13 protein-coding genes and 1 pseudogene are annotated in these 13,332 nt (G+C 75.1%); 5 read left to right on the top strand and 9 right to left on the bottom strand.

Annotation, left to right across the window (positions count from 1 at the left end; all coding sequences use genetic code 11):
* The first annotated feature begins 76 nt into the window (after nucleotides 1–76).
* Nucleotides 77–820: a dihydrofolate reductase family protein gene (locus ABGB16_RS12015; RefSeq protein ID WP_347668112.1), complete on the top strand. Its 744-nt coding sequence runs from the start codon at nucleotides 77–79 to the stop codon at nucleotides 818–820.
* Nucleotides 821–845: 25 nt separating this feature from the next.
* On the opposite strand, the gene ABGB16_RS12010 is transcribed toward ABGB16_RS12015, so the two are convergent.
* The 9 genes from ABGB16_RS12010 to ABGB16_RS11970 all read right to left on the bottom strand — a co-directional run bounded on the left by ABGB16_RS12010 (nucleotide 846) and on the right by ABGB16_RS11970 (nucleotide 9,671).
* Complete coding sequence (locus ABGB16_RS12010) at nucleotides 846–1,052, bottom strand: hypothetical protein (protein WP_347668080.1); 207 nt, start codon at nucleotides 1,050–1,052, stop codon at nucleotides 846–848.
* Between the two features lie 290 nt (nucleotides 1,053–1,342).
* Entirely contained in the window at nucleotides 1,343–2,047 is a 705-nt protein-coding gene (locus ABGB16_RS12005) for an aspartate/glutamate racemase family protein (protein WP_347668079.1), read from the bottom strand.
* Complete coding sequence (locus ABGB16_RS12000) at nucleotides 2,044–3,345, bottom strand: FAD-dependent oxidoreductase (protein ID WP_347668078.1); 1,302 nt, start codon at nucleotides 3,343–3,345, stop codon at nucleotides 2,044–2,046. Before ABGB16_RS12000 ends, ABGB16_RS12005 begins: the two co-directional genes overlap by 4 nt.
* Before the next feature lie 10 nt (nucleotides 3,346–3,355).
* A complete protein-coding gene (locus ABGB16_RS11995) occupies nucleotides 3,356–4,231 on the bottom strand; it encodes a family 3 encapsulin nanocompartment shell protein (protein ID WP_347668077.1) in 876 nt (291 codons plus the stop codon).
* A gap of 76 nt (nucleotides 4,232–4,307) precedes the next feature.
* Nucleotides 4,308–5,147, bottom strand: a complete 840-nt coding sequence (locus ABGB16_RS11990) for a methyltransferase domain-containing protein (RefSeq protein ID WP_347668076.1) — start codon at nucleotides 5,145–5,147, stop codon at nucleotides 4,308–4,310.
* 156 nt (nucleotides 5,148–5,303) lie between these two features.
* On the bottom strand, nucleotides 5,304–6,131 hold the full coding sequence (locus tag ABGB16_RS11985; protein WP_347668075.1) for an SDR family oxidoreductase: 828 nt from the start codon (nucleotides 6,129–6,131) through the stop codon (nucleotides 5,304–5,306).
* 5 nt (nucleotides 6,132–6,136) lie between these two features.
* On the bottom strand, nucleotides 6,137–7,180 hold the full coding sequence (locus ABGB16_RS11980) for a sulfotransferase (protein WP_347668074.1): 1,044 nt from the start codon (nucleotides 7,178–7,180) through the stop codon (nucleotides 6,137–6,139).
* The gene (locus ABGB16_RS11975) at nucleotides 7,177–8,343 is read right to left on the bottom strand and encodes an MFS transporter (RefSeq protein ID WP_347668073.1); all 1,167 of its coding nucleotides are present in this window, start codon (nucleotides 8,341–8,343) and stop codon (nucleotides 7,177–7,179) included. Before ABGB16_RS11975 ends, ABGB16_RS11980 begins: the two co-directional genes overlap by 4 nt.
* Nucleotides 8,340–9,671, bottom strand: coding sequence for an aminotransferase class I/II-fold pyridoxal phosphate-dependent enzyme (locus ABGB16_RS11970; protein ID WP_347668072.1), 1,332 nt, complete (start codon nucleotides 9,669–9,671; stop codon nucleotides 8,340–8,342). The genes ABGB16_RS11975 and ABGB16_RS11970 overlap by 4 nt, the downstream gene beginning before the upstream one ends.
* 897 nt (nucleotides 9,672–10,568) lie before the next feature.
* Between ABGB16_RS11970 and ABGB16_RS11965 the strand changes: the two are divergent.
* The 4 genes and pseudogenes from ABGB16_RS11965 to ABGB16_RS11950 all read left to right on the top strand — a co-directional run.
* A pseudogene (locus tag ABGB16_RS11965) lies at nucleotides 10,569–10,846 on the top strand (lytic polysaccharide monooxygenase); the annotation flags it as partial.
* A 132-nt stretch (nucleotides 10,847–10,978) separates the two neighbouring features.
* A complete protein-coding gene (locus tag ABGB16_RS11960) occupies nucleotides 10,979–11,689 on the top strand; it encodes a DUF305 domain-containing protein (protein WP_347668111.1) in 711 nt (236 codons plus the stop codon).
* Nucleotides 11,690–11,755: 66 nt separating this feature from the next.
* A complete protein-coding gene (locus ABGB16_RS11955; protein WP_347668071.1) occupies nucleotides 11,756–12,208 on the top strand; it encodes an ATP-binding protein in 453 nt (150 codons plus the stop codon).
* Between the two features lie 109 nt (nucleotides 12,209–12,317).
* On the top strand, nucleotides 12,318–13,127 hold the full coding sequence (locus ABGB16_RS11950; protein ID WP_347668070.1) for a response regulator: 810 nt from the start codon (nucleotides 12,318–12,320) through the stop codon (nucleotides 13,125–13,127).
* Nucleotides 13,128–13,332 lie beyond the last annotated feature (205 nt).

The following is a 13,332-nucleotide window of genomic DNA, read 5'->3' as shown; positions in this document are numbered from 1 at the left end:
CGCCACGGCACCGGACCCCGCGCGCCCGGGTTCCACCGTCGCGGACGGCGCGGGCGCGCCGCCGGACCGGCCGTACGTGCTGCTGTCCTGCGCCATGTCGATCGACGGCTACATCGACGACGCCACCGACCAGCGGCTGCTGCTGTCCAACGAGGCGGACCTGGACCGCGTCGACGCCGTACGGGCGGGGTGCGACGCCATCCTCGTCGGCGCCGGCACGGTCCGCCTCGACGATCCGCGGCTGGTGGTGCGCTCGCCGGAGCGTCAGCAGCGGCGGGTCGCCCGCGGCCTGCCCCCGTCGCCGACGAAGGTCACCGTCACCGCCACCGGCGATCTCGACCCGGCGGCCCGGTTCTTCACCGTCGGCGACACCGAGCGGATCGTCTACTGCGCGCCGGCGGCGCTGGGGAAGGCCCGGCACCGCCTGGCCGGGCTGGCCACGGTCGTGGAGGTGCCGCCCGGCTGCGCCGAGGCGGCGGGCGGCGTGGGGTCAGCCGACGGCCCCGACGCCGGTGAGCCGCTCGGCTGTGCCGGGGTGCTGGCCGACCTGGCCGCCCGGGGGGTGCGGCGGCTGATGGTCGAGGGCGGCGCGGGCGTGCACACGCAGTTCCTCGGCGCGGGGCTCGTCGACGAGCTGCACCTGGTGGTCGCCCCGTTCTTCGTCGGCGACCGCCGCGCGCCCCGGTTCCCCGGCGACGGCCGGTTCCCGTGGCACCCGGGCCGGCGGGCGATCCTCGCGGAGGCCCGCCAGATCGGCGACGTCGTGCTGCTGCGCTACGCCCTCTCCGGCCACTGCGGGAGCGACCCAGGTCACGTGTGATTCGACGGTCCGCGGCTCGGCGCCCTCAGCTTCTCCGGCCCGGGGGCAGGTCACGCAGGATCGCCCGGATACCGAGCGCGGAGCGCCTGGCCGTCGTGTCCAGGTCGTTGCCGGGCATCAGCGCCCGGCCCTTGAGGGTCAGCGGGATGACGGCCGTCCAGCCGATCAAAATCGACGGCACCACCACCACGAACATGGCCGCGGCCAAGGCACGTACGACGTCAGGCGACACGCCGAAGAGCCCGAGCGGGATGATGCCCAGAGCGAGGAGGAGTCCGAGGATGAGCCCGCGGAAGCTCGCTACCGCCCGGTGGTAGGCGGAGAGGTCTCCCGTAGCTGCCGGACGTACTCCTCATCGCCGATCATCAGGCGTCCCTCTCATCGGTTGGCTGCCGCTTTCATGAGCATCGCCGCCCGCCGCAAGCACACCGGTTCCGCGATCTTGCACTTGCGCTCCTCGCTCACGGCTTTTGTCCGCTTCGTTGGGGCCAAAACTGCAAGATTACGGAGGTGGGGGTGCCGTCAGGGCCTGCGCGCGTACGGGCGTCGGGTCAGCGTCGCGTGGAGCATGTTCGTGAGGGTGACGATGTCGAACACCGGGAGGCCGAGCCGGGCCTGGATCGCGTGGGCGAACGGCACCAGGTCGGTGCACTCGATCACCAGTGCGCCGAGGTCCGGGTGGGTCTCGGCCAGCCGGTCCACCCGGCCCAGCACCTCCCGTTCGAGGCGGTCCGCGTCGAGGGCGTCGCGGCGGCCCTCCAGCATCACCTCGCGGAACTCCGGCTGGTCGGCCATCCCGGTGACGCGCACCGGCACGGAGGCGGCCCCGACGGCCGTGAGGTGGCGCGGGGTGAGCGCCGCCTCGTCGGCGACCAGCAGGCCGACGGGCCTTTCCGGGCCGACCATCCGGTGCACCAGGGGCAGTTGGAGCAGGCTGGACGACCACAGCGGCACCGACACGGCGGCGGCCAGCTCGGCCTGGAACAGGGCGAGGAACCCGCAGGCGCCCGTGATCCCGGCGACCCCGTCCGCCGCCAGCTCCCGCGCCGCCTGCACGAACGGCTCCAGCAGGGTCGGGTCGGCCTCGCGGACCAGCCGCCGCGGCGACGCGCCCCGGACCACCCGGTAGACGACGGGGAAGTCGAACGTGCCCGGGTTGCGGATGTGCCCGGGGATCTTCTCGAACGAGGTGTCGAGGCAGAGCACCCCGATCGGGGCGTCGGTCACGGCGTACCCCCTCGGGTCGGGCGGCGCGGGAAGCGGCGCCGCCAGCGGTCGACGGCGAAGGGGGCCAGGTCCAGCTCCGGGGGCCGGCCGCCGACGAGCTGGGCGATCAGCCGGCCGCCGGCCGGGGCCAGTCCCATCCCGATGTGGCCGTGCCCCGCGGCGACGCAGACGTTCCGGTACGCCCCGGCGCGGCCGAGCAGCGGCAGGCTGTCGGGGGTACAGGGGCGCAGCCCGCTCCACACCTGCACCTGCCGGTCGGTGTCCAGCCCCGGCAGGTACGACCGCACGGTGCGGACGATGCCGTCGACCCGGCGCGGCGACACCGAGGCGTCCATCCCGGTCAGTTCCAGGGTGCCGCCGAGGCGCAGCCGGTCGCCGAGCGGCATGACGGCCACCTTGCCCTCGCTGAGCAGGACCGGCAGCCGGGGCGCGGCGGGTGGGGCCTCGACGGTGACCGTGTAGCCCTTGGCCGGCTGGAGCACCAGTTCGATGCCGAGCCGGCGGGCGCAGGCGCGGGACCAGACGCCGGCGGCGATCACCACCTCGGCGGGGCGCAGGTCCCCCCGGCTCGTACGGACGGCCCGGACCTGGCCGCCGGCCGTGGCGAAGTCGTGCACCTCGGTGTGCGGGCGGATGTCCACGCCCATGTCCCGCAGCGCGCGGGCGAACTCCACCAGGAACGCCGGGATGCGCAGCGCCGCGCCCTCGGCGTTGAGCAGCGCCCCGGCGACGTCGAACTCGACGCCCGGCTCGAGGCGGGCCAGCTCGCCTGGTTCGAGCACCCGCAGCGGTACGCCCCGGGCCACCGCCGCCGGCACCGAGCGGCGGGCCTGCGCGAAGCCCTCCGGGGTCTTGCAGGCCAGCAGCATGCCCCGGGCGGTGAGGGTGTCGGCGAGCGGGCCCGCCGCGCAGACCTCGCGCAGGATGGCGAGGCTGCGCTGCTTGAGCGCCAGCAGGATCTCGAAGCCCGCCCGGGCCCTCTCCTCCGTGCAGGCCCGGCGGAAGTGCCACAGCCAGGCGAGCAGGGCCGGGTCCCAGCGGGGCCGGACGTGGAAGGGGCTCTCGGGGTCCAGCAGCCAGCGCAGCCCCTTCGCCGGCACTCCCGGCTCGGCGAGCGGGGCGGAGCCCTGGGTGCCGACGAAGCCGGTGTTCCCCGACGAGCAGGCCGCCGGGTCGCCGATCTCCCCCCGGTCCACGACGGTGACCCGGTGCCCGTCGCGGGCCAGGAACCAGGCGCAGAACAGCCCGACGACGCCCGCGCCGACGACCAGCACGTCGGGGTCGTCCCGCGTCGACATGCCGGCCGCCCTAGAGGGTGACCACGAAGAAGCAGGTGGGCAGGTTGACCACGACGCGCTCGTAGATCTCGGCGGTCAGCGCGCGGCCCGGCTCGGCGAACGTGCCGGGTGGCGGCTCGGCGAACCCGATCACCGACCGGCCGGCGTCGAACAGCAGCGCGCCGTGGCCGAAGTCGCCGACGATCGCGGTGCCCGGGTCGACCAGCCGGGTCCGGACGACGAACACGCCGTTGTCCTCCACGTCCCGGATCAGGTGGCCGGAGCCGAGCAGCCGGTAGTAGTCCGCCGGGTTGATGATCAGCCCGTCGGCGGTGCTGCCCATCTGCTCCACCTCGTTGCAGGCGGCCAGGATGGTGGAGCCGAACGGTCCGGGGTCGGTGAGCCGCGCGATGTCGGGCATGTTCAGCAGGCCGCCCTCGCCGCGCAGGATGGTGACGTTCTCGGCGGTGGCGAGCCGGACCACCAGGCGGTAGTTGATGAACTCCGCGAAGCTCCTCGGGTCCTCCCACAGCCCGTCGGGCACCTGCACCCACGCCTTGGTGGTGAGCAGCGGCGGGACGGGGGAGCGGTGGAAGTGGTTGGCGGCCTCCCGGCGCAGGTCCGCGCCGTCCACGGCCGGGTCGCCGGAGCGGGGCGGACTCTCGTGCCAGTAGTGGTCCTGCGGCTCGCGGGACAGGTCCACCACCTTGAGCATGTTGCGGGACGGGTAGCGGGGCTTGCGCCGGGAACTGGTCAGCGAGTCGGTGATGGTGACGTCGTACTCGACGCGGGTGTCGAAGCCGTGCTCGGCGAAGGCGTCGACGAAGATCCCGCCCGGCGACATCTGCTTCTTCCGGTCGGCGACGACCTCGGCGATCGTCCGCTTGATGGTGTCGGTGCGCTGCACGGTGATCCTCCTGTCGGGCGGGCTCGCGGGCGACTCGGGCCGGCTCGCGGGCGACTGGGGCGGACTCGTGGGTGGCTCAGGCCGGCCTGCGGGCGACGAACATGCCCCAGCCGAACTCGCCCCGGTCGATGGCGGCCTGGATCTGTCCGCAGGACTCGGCGAACCCGGCGATCCACTGCCGGGCGGCCGGGTCGTCGGTGCTCGCGGCCCGCCGTCGGGCGGTCTCGCCGAGCACCCGGTACGTCTGCCGGATGTGCGGGTCGAGGCTGCGGGCGGACAACACCTCGAAGCCCGCCCCGGCCAGCGCGGCCCGGTACCCGTCGAGGGAGTAGCCGCTGCTCCAGCGCACCCGGTCATAGACGTGCCGGCGGGCCGCCGGGCTGATCTCCGTGGTGGGCTGGAGGAAGTCGGTGACCGCGAGGATCCCGCCCGGGGCGAGCACCCGGTGCATCTCGGCGTGGCTGCGCGGCTTGTCGGGCACCAGGAACAGCGCGTCCTGGCTGACGACGTGGCTGAAGCTGCCGTCGTCGTACGGCAGGGCGGTGGCCGAGCCGTGCCGGAACCCGATCCCCGGGGTGGCCCGCTCGGCCAGCCTGGCCTGGGCGAACCTGACCCGCTCGACGCTCAGGTCCAGCCCCTCGCCCCGGCACCCGTGCCGCTGCGCGAGCCGGAACAGGAAGTTGCCGCAGCCGCAGCCGACGTCGAGCACCGTCGAGGTGGCGTCGACGCCCGCCTCGGCGGCCAGGATGTCGGAGGTGCGGTCGGCGGCGGCGTGGTAGTCGGTGTCGGCGTCGTCGGCGAAGTAGCCGGTGTGCAGGACGCCCTCGCTGTCCCAGAAGCTCAGGTACGTCTGGGTGGTCTCGTCGAAGAACTCGGAGACGTCCCGCTCCGTGAACGTCTGGCTGGTGCTGGACATGGCGCACTCCTTCGCGCTGATGCCGGCCGCGTGGCGGGGTCGGGCCGAGGCCGGCGGCGTGGCGGGGTCGGGCCGAGGCCGGCGGCGTGGCGGGGTCGGGCCGAGGCCGGCGGCGTGGCGGGGTCGGGCCGAGGCCGGCGGCGTGGCGGGGTCGGGTCAGGCGTACGTGTCCTTGCGGACGCCGGTCAGGTGCGGCAGCTCGGGACCGGTGGCGCTGGCGCCGCCGTCGATCAGGTGCACGCCGGCGGTGACGAACGAGGCCCGCTCGCTGGCCAGGAACGCGGCCACCGCGGCGACCTCCTCGGGGCGGGCCAGCCGGCCCAGCGCGTTGTGGTGGCCCATCGCCGCCAACCGCGCCTCCACGTCGCCGTCGCCGGCCAGCCGGGCCGCGGCCCGCTCCATCGGCGGCGTCCGCACCCCGCCCGGGGCGAGCACGTTGACGGTGATCCCGTCGCGGGCCACGTCGACGGCCAGGCCCTGGGCGAAGCGGACCAGGGCCGCCCGGGTCACCCCGGACAGCGTCAGCGGGGCGATCGGCACGCTCGCCGTCTCGGAGGCCACGAAGAGCAGCCGCCCCCATCCGGCGGCCCGCAGGTGCGGCAGCACCGCCAGGGCCAGGCCGATCGCCGGCAGCAGCACCCTGTCCACCGCCGCCCGGTAGTCGTCCGCCTCGAACTGGGCGGCCGTGCCCACCGGCGGGCTGCCGCCGCTGACCAGCAGGACGTGCGCCCCGCCCAGGTCGGCGGCCACCCGGTCCACCCAGCGGCGGGCCGCGTCGCCGTCGGTGACGTCCACGCCGGCGACGCTGACCCGGCCGGTGGCGACCGCGGTCAGTTCCCGCTCGGCGGCGGCCAGCCGGTCCGGGTCCCGCCCGCAGACCGCCACGTGCGCGCCCTCGGCGGCGAACTCCCGCGCGCAGGCCAGCCCGATCCCGCTGGACCCGCCCGCGACGAGGACCACCCGGCCCTTGAGTCCCAGCTCCACGCCCGCTACCTCCCTGATCCGCTGGCCGGCGGCACCCTGTCGGCGCCCCCGGGCTGGCCCGTCCGGTCCGATCCATCGCCCCGCTTTTCGCCCGATCCGGCGCCGGCCGGTCCGTCGCCGCCCGGTCCGTCGCCGGCCGGTCCGTCGCCCCGGTAGCCGTACCGGCCGAACAGCGGCCGGGCCAGCGCCGTCGCGGCCAGCCGGTCGGCGCGGGACAGCGTGCTCCGCCAGGCGTCGTCGCGGTCCCGGAGGACGGTCGGCCCGGTGCGGAACCGGTCCGGGTTGCCGGTCACCGTGTGGTTGGTGTGCAGCTCGACCCGCCGGCCGTCGACGGGATTGCCGGCCGGGTCGGCGCCGCACAGCCGCAGCAGCGCGTCCACGGTGCCGGCCGGGTCGGCGATGAACCGCTCGTAGCGCAGCAGCACGGACCGCCGCGGGTGCCGCCGGGTGATCGCCGCCGAGGCCAGGTTGAACCCGTGCCAGTACGCGGTGCTGCGCGCGGCGGACATGGCGTAGACATACTGCTTGGGCTCCCGCCACGAGTGCGCCACCGCCCGGGGGTCGCGCACCAGGTGCACGTAGTACGGCGTGATCCCGTCCAGGTACGGCAGCAGCGCCGCCTCCCCGGGGATCTTCGTGGTGTCCACGATGGTCCGGGCGCCGGTGCGCTCGGCGACGGCATGGTAGACCCGGGTCATCAGTTCCGCGTGGGCGCGGATCTCGTCGTCGTGCAGGCCCCGGCGCAGCACCCGCCAGGTGTGCCGGGTGCGCACCCGGGAGCGCTGCCGGCGGATCACCGCCTCGGCGTGCGCGTCCGCCGACACGCCCGCCGGTCGGCCCACCGGCAGCACCGTCGACCACAGCTCGCAGCGGGTCAGCGGGACGCCGCAGCCGCACAGGTCGTTGACGCCCCGGCCGGTGGAGTTCTTCCACAGGAAGTGCAGCTCCCCGACGTGGAAGAAGCCGGGCACCTCGTTGAGGACGTTGCCGATGATCGTGCTGCCGTTGCGGCACCAGCCGGTGACGCACAGGACGGTCAGGTCACTCATGCGACCACCTCGCTCCGCTCGGGGCGGCCGATCCACACCGCCATGACCGCCGCCGCCACGGCGCAGGCCGCGCCGACGGCGAAGACGGCCGCGTAGTCGAAGGCCGCCGCGACCAGGCCGGCCACCGGCCCCCACACGGCCAGCCCCAGGTCCCAGAACGAGGTGTACGCGCCGATCGCCGCCCCCTGCCGGGTCGGCTCGGCGCGGTCCATCACCATCAGCGCCAGGGACGGGTGCAGCAGGGAGAAGCCGATTCCCATCACCAGCCCGCCCGTCACGGCGACGGGCAGGTTCGGCGCGACCGCGACGATCGCCAGGCCGACCGCCTCGCCGGCCGCCGACCAGGCGGCCACCCGCCGGGGGCCGAGCCGGTCCGGCAGGTGCCCGATCACCAGCCGGGTGCCGGCGTACACGGCGCTGAAGCAGCTGAGCACCACCACGCCGGAGCCGATCCCGCGCGCGTCCAGGTGCAGCACGACGAACGCGGCCAGGCCGGCGTAGCCGGCGGCGCCGAGGGCGAGCGCGACGCCGGGCAGCAGCGCCGGCCGCAGCAGCAGGCCGGCCCCGCCGCCCCCGCCCGGCGCGCCGGCCCGGGACGGTACGGGGACCAGGGCGACCAGCGCGGCGGCCAGCAGGGGAGCGGCGGCGCTGAGCGCCCAGACCGCGCCGTACGAGACCTGTTGCAGGGTCGCGCCGAGGAACGTGCCCGCCGAGATGCCGCCCCACATGCTCACGCCGTACAGGCCGATGAGCTGGCCGCGGCGGTGGTGCGGGGCCAGCGACACCGTCCACACCGCGCCCGCGGTGAACAGGGCGGCCTCCCCCGCGCCGAGCAGCAGCCGGACCGCCACCAGCACCGGCACGGCGAGCGGCAGGAAGTACAGCAGACCGCCGGCGGCCACGACGAGCGCCCCGGTGAGCATCACCGCGCGGTGTCCGTACCGGTCGGCCAGCGCCCCGGCGAACGGCCGCACCAGCAGCGCGGTCAGCGCGGTCACCGTGACGACCAGCCCGACCACCAGGTCGCCGGCGGCGTGCCGGTCCCGCAGGAACCCGGGCAGCACCGGGATCACCGCCGTGAGGCCGAGGTACCCGGCGAACAGCCCACCGAAGATCCCGACCAGGGTCAGCCGCGGGACGGTGCGGGTGTCGGTGGCCGTCATCGGCCCACCGGTCCCGGGCCGGCCGGCGTCCGCCCGGCGTGCTCTGCCGCGACCTTGCGTACCGCCCGGACGAGGTCGGCGCAGTCGTCGAGGGTCAGGTTGGACGACAGCGGCACGTCCACCGCCTCCCGCAGGTACCGGGTGGTGTGCGGGAGCAGGGCGCGGATCGCCTCGACGTCGTCGGTGTCGTACGCGAACCGCCAGTTCCAGAACGCGCGGACGTTGACGTCGTCGTCGCTGCCGATGTTGCGGGCGTCGATGCCCTCCCGGCACAGGGCGCGGGCGAACCAGCCGGCGTCGCCGCCGGGCACCCGGAACACGAACGCCTCCCCGAGGTACGCCCCGGGGGCGACCGGCTGACGGATCGCGATGCCCGGCAGGTCCGCCAGCGCCGCGCTGACGTGCTCGTAGTTGCGGTGGAACAGTCGCAGGCGCCCGGGCAGCCGGGTCATCTCGGCGCGCAGCAGGGCGGCCCGGATCTCGTCCATCCGCAGGCTGAGCAGGGGCAGTTCCAGCCCGGTCAGCGGCGGCTCGCCGTCGGGGAAGTGCCGCCGCAGCCGTCCCTCGTACGCGCCGGACAGCGCCACCGCCCGGGCGAACAGCGCGCTGTCGTCGGTGACCAGGAAGCCGCCCTCCCCGCAGTTGAGCGCCTTGTCGGACTGGGTGCTGAACGCGCCGGCCACCCCGAACGTGCCCAGCTTGCGGCCGTGCAGTTCGGCGCCGAGGGCCGGCACCGCGTCCTCGACCAGCGGCACCCCCATCTCGGCGGCGAGCCGGGCGAGGGCCTCGGCGTCGGCCGCGAACCCCCGCATGTGCACCACCACGATGGCCCTGATCCGTGGGTCCCAGCGGCGGCGCAGGTCGTCGGCGTCGAGCCGCAGGTTCCGGTCCACCTCGACGAGGAAGGGGCGGCACCCGGCCATGACGATCGCGCTCGGCGTGGCGACGAAGGTGAAGCCGGGGCAGGCGACCAGCGAGCCCGGCGGCACCCGGGCCGCCATGAGCGCCAGCGCCAGGGCCGCCGTGCCGCTGGACACGGCGAGGGCGTGTCGCGTGCCGAAGTAGCGGCACAGTTCGGCCTCGAACCGGCCGCATTCGGTCTCCTGGTGGGGGCGGTGGTCGTACCGGAAGTAGAGGTGGCTGCGGACGGCCCGGCAGGCGGCCTCCTCGTCCTCCGGGTGGATGAAGACGGCGCCCTTGTCGTAGGTGGGCCAGGGGGCGCGGCGCACGGGTGTCCCGCCGTGCAGGGCGAGCCGGTCCTCCGGTCGGTCGTGCCGCGCCGTCGGCAGTGGCCGGGGTGGCGCGGGAGCTTCGTCGTTCCCGTTCACCGGGGGACTCCTCGCTCGTCTGCTGGCGGGTGTTCCGATGACACTTCCGGGTGTTGCCGTGGGCGGGGTGGCGGGCGCGTTCCGGCGCGTTCGGACCGCGTTCGGACCGCGTTCCGGGCGCGTGATGAATGGCCCCGCCGAACGTTGTGAAGGATCATCAATCCGGAATCGTGAAAATCGATATCCAGTGACAGCAATGATTGCGTTGAGGAACGCGACGCGTCAAGTCGTTTATTTGGCGAGCCGGCGTGTCGGGTCGGCTGAAATGGCGTCCGCTGACCGTGGGTGGCGGTCGGGCTCTCGTCGTCGATCGGGTGGCGGTGGGGCTGAACTGCCGCGACGTGTGGCCGACCGGCCCGGGGTGGAGGGGCGTGGATCACGCTTCGTCATCGCGAGCGGGTGGACCGAGGAAGATCGGAATTTGCGCGTCGCGAATAAGCCCGTTTTTCCGATCGGAGATGCGGATTTTCCTTTCAGGTCGCCCGCCGTGGTAGGTGGTGGGCGACAATCGCGCATTGGGCGCGGATTGGGGGGTTTGCGCTGGTCGGGGCGAAACGGAATGGGAACCTCACCCCGCCTTGCCCCCGCCCGCTCCGGCGATCATGGAGTTGGCGGCGGGCGGAGAGATCAATTCTGCCGTCAGATCCATGATCGTCGTGGCGGGGGGCGGTGGAGCTCGGGCATCGACCGGGAATGCGTGATCAAGAGATTTCTGTCGCGGTTCGGGTTGGTGGGTGACGCAAACTTCTTGATCGACGGGGTCGCGGTGGGGTGGGGTGGGGGCGGGTTGGGTATTTACTGTTAATAATGCTTACTTTATGTTCGTCGCATCAGCCTCGGTGGGCGCGCGCCCGTTCGGTGGCGCGCCGGCGCCCGCCCGAGAAGTAGGAGGACCCCGTGCGTCGAAGAATCGTCCTCCCGCTGGCGTCGACGGGTGCGGTCGTCGCCTCACTGGCCGCCGCCGTGCCCGCCCAGGCACACGGCTACGTGTCCGGGCCGCCGAGCCGGCAGGCGCTCTGCGCCCAGGGCAGGGTGCCCGACTGCGGTCAGATCAGTACGAGCCGCAGAGCGTCGAAGGCCCGAAGGGGCTGCACAGTTGCAGCGCCGGGATCGCCCAGTTCGCCGTCCTGGACGACGACGGCCGGGGCTGGCCGGCCACCTCGGTCGGCAGCACCGGTGCCTGCAGGCGCACACCGCGCTGCCCGGCTGGGAGCCGCCGAACGTGCCCGCCCTCTGGGCCCGGCTGTAGCAACCCCGGCGGGCGCGGTCCCCGCCGGGCCGCGCCCGCCCCGACGGAAGGCAACAGCATGAGACGGTACGGGGCGGCCCTGCCGCTCGCCCTGCTCCTCGCGCTCGCCGGCTGCGGCGGGCACACCGGCCCCACCGCCCCGCCGGCCGCGTCGGCGTCCGCTTCGGCGGTCCGCCCCGGCGCGGCCGACGTGCCGTTCCTGGCGGCGATGGCGGCCCACCACGAGCGGACCCTGGCGATCACCCGGGCGGCGGCGGGGCGGGTGACCGACGGGGAACTGCGCAATCTGGTGGCCGCGGTCGAGGCGACCGAGACCGACGAGCTCGCCACGATCCGCCGGTGGCTGTCCGCGCCGCCGCCCGGCGGGCCCTCCGCCCAGCCCGGCGGGCCCTCCGCCCAGCCCGGCGGGCCCTCCGCCCACTCCGCCCACCCCGCCCAGGCCGGCGGGCACTCCGGGCATCCCGCCCAGCCCGGCGATCACGGCCGGGTCGGCGCCCACGGCGACGCCGCCGACGAGGGCCACCGGGCGCATGCCGACCCCGACCTGACCCGGCTGCGGTCCGCCGCGCCGGGGCGCTTCGACGCCGTACTGATCGAGGTGCTCACGGCCCACCAGCGCACGGCCGCCGCGCTGGCCCACGGCCACCTGCCGGTGGCGGTCAGCCCCGAGGTACGCGATCTCGCCGACCGCATCGACCGCTCGCGTACCGCGCAGATCGCGCTGATGTCCCGGCTGCCCGCCGCGGGCGCGACGCCGTCGGGGCGGTGACCCGCCCACGGGTGGTACGGCGGTCGGGCCGGCCCGTGGCGGGTGTCGGCCGTGTACGGTCCGGCCATGGGCAGCGGTGCGGGTGACGGCGGCGCGACGCCGGGCGCGTCCCCGGCGGGGGCCGGGGTGGCCCTGCTGGCGGCGACGATCACCGCCGAGGCGGTGACCAGGCTGCGGCACGCCGTCGCCGCCGCGGCCCGCGGGGCGGGGCTGACCGGCGTGGCCCTGGAGGACTTCGTGCTGGCGGTGCACGAGCTGGTCACCAACGTCGTCCGGCACGGCGGCGGCCGGGGCGCGCTGCGGCTGCGCCGCGACGGCGACGTGCTCAGCTGCGAGATCAGCGACAACGGCCCCGGCCTCGGCGACGTACGGGTGGCGCTGCCCGCGCCCACCGAGGTCGGTCACCGCGGCCTGTGGCTGGCCCAGCAGCTCACCGACGGCCTGGAGATCCACGGCGACGACCGCGGCACGACCGCCCGGGTCACCGCCCGCATCTCCGCCGGGGCCGCCGGCGGGTGACGACACCCGCGCCGCGTTACCGTCCCGACCCGGCCCGCAGGCATACTTGCCGAACTTGCTCTCACCGCCGAGGCCGGCCCGCCCGGCTGGTCCGGTCCGGAGGATTGCGATGGTCGAGCGGTCGGCGGTACGGCGCGGCGCCACGGTTCCCAACCCGGCGGGCCCCGTGACGGACCCCGGCGGGCGGCAGCTCCTGGCCGGCCTGACCGCGGCGCTGCCCGAGCACGTCGTGCCGCTCGCCCGCCCGGCACGGGAGATCGCGCCGGCGGCGGAGGGTTACGCCACCGAGCTGGCCGGCCGCAAGGTCCTCGTGGTCGACGACGACGCGCGCAACGTCTTCGCCCTGACCAACATCCTGGAGCTGCACGGCATGGACGTCGTGTACGCGGAGAACGGCCGCCAGGGCATCGAGACGCTGATGCGCCACGACGACATCGACCTGGTGCTGATGGACGTGATGATGCCCGAGATGGACGGCTACGCCGCCACCGCCGCGATCCGGGCGATGCCGCGCTACGCCGACCTGCCGATCATCGCGGTCACCGCGAAGGCGATCCACGGCGACCGGGAGAAGAGCATCACCTCCGGCGCCAGCGACTACGTCACCAAGCCGGTGGACCGACTACGTCACCAAGCCGGTGGACGCGGAGGACCTGCTGACCTGCATCCACCGCTGGCTCGGCTCCTGACCGGCACGCCCACCTCGACCTACGGCCGCTCGGCAGGTCGCCCGGCCAGCTCCGCCGTCGTCAGCCGAGACCGAGCCGGTGCAACGCGAGCGCCACGAAGCCGCGCACCGGCCGGTCCCAGCCGGGCACGTCGGCATCGAAGTCCGAGCCGCGGGCGCCGGCGAGGACGTCGAGGGCCCGGTCGGGCAGCTCGTCACCGAGCCGGTACGACAACGCCACCGCCGCGGTGACGCGGACGACCGCAGCGTTCGCGGCCAGCAGCCCGCGGAGGCAGGCGTCGATCCGTTCCGCGCCGCCCGGCCAGTGGCCGAGGCTCAGATTGGCGCTGGCCCGGGCGGCGGCGCGGGCCTCGTCGTCGGGGACCGCGACGAGCCCGGCCAGGGCGGCCTCGGCGGGTGCGAACCAGGCGAGCAGTTCGGCGGCGTACCCGGCCAG

It is taken from the genome of Micromonospora sp. B11E3 (genome assembly GCF_039871625.1).
In the GTDB taxonomy this organism is placed as follows: domain Bacteria; phylum Actinomycetota; class Actinomycetes; order Mycobacteriales; family Micromonosporaceae; genus Micromonospora.
The sequence above is the reverse complement of the archived record's forward strand: the minus strand, read 5'-3'. Positions and strand labels throughout refer to the sequence as shown.

Coding starts and splice junctions, on each gene's coding strand:
- ABGB16_RS11955 (WP_347668071.1), top strand. CDS start 11,756: ATGGGCAGCGGTGCGGGTGACGGCGGCGCGACGCCGGGCGCGTCCCCG.
- ABGB16_RS11990 (WP_347668076.1), bottom strand. CDS start 5,147: ATGTCCAGCACCAGCCAGACGTTCACGGAGCGGGACGTCTCCGAGTTC.
- ABGB16_RS11950 (WP_347668070.1), top strand. CDS start 12,318: ATGGTCGAGCGGTCGGCGGTACGGCGCGGCGCCACGGTTCCCAACCCG.
- ABGB16_RS11960 (WP_347668111.1), top strand. CDS start 10,979: ATGAGACGGTACGGGGCGGCCCTGCCGCTCGCCCTGCTCCTCGCGCTC.
- ABGB16_RS12000 (WP_347668078.1), bottom strand. CDS start 3,345: ATGTCGACGCGGGACGACCCCGACGTGCTGGTCGTCGGCGCGGGCGTC.
- ABGB16_RS11980 (WP_347668074.1), bottom strand. CDS start 7,180: ATGAGTGACCTGACCGTCCTGTGCGTCACCGGCTGGTGCCGCAACGGC.
- ABGB16_RS11975 (WP_347668073.1), bottom strand. CDS start 8,343: ATGACGGCCACCGACACCCGCACCGTCCCGCGGCTGACCCTGGTCGGG.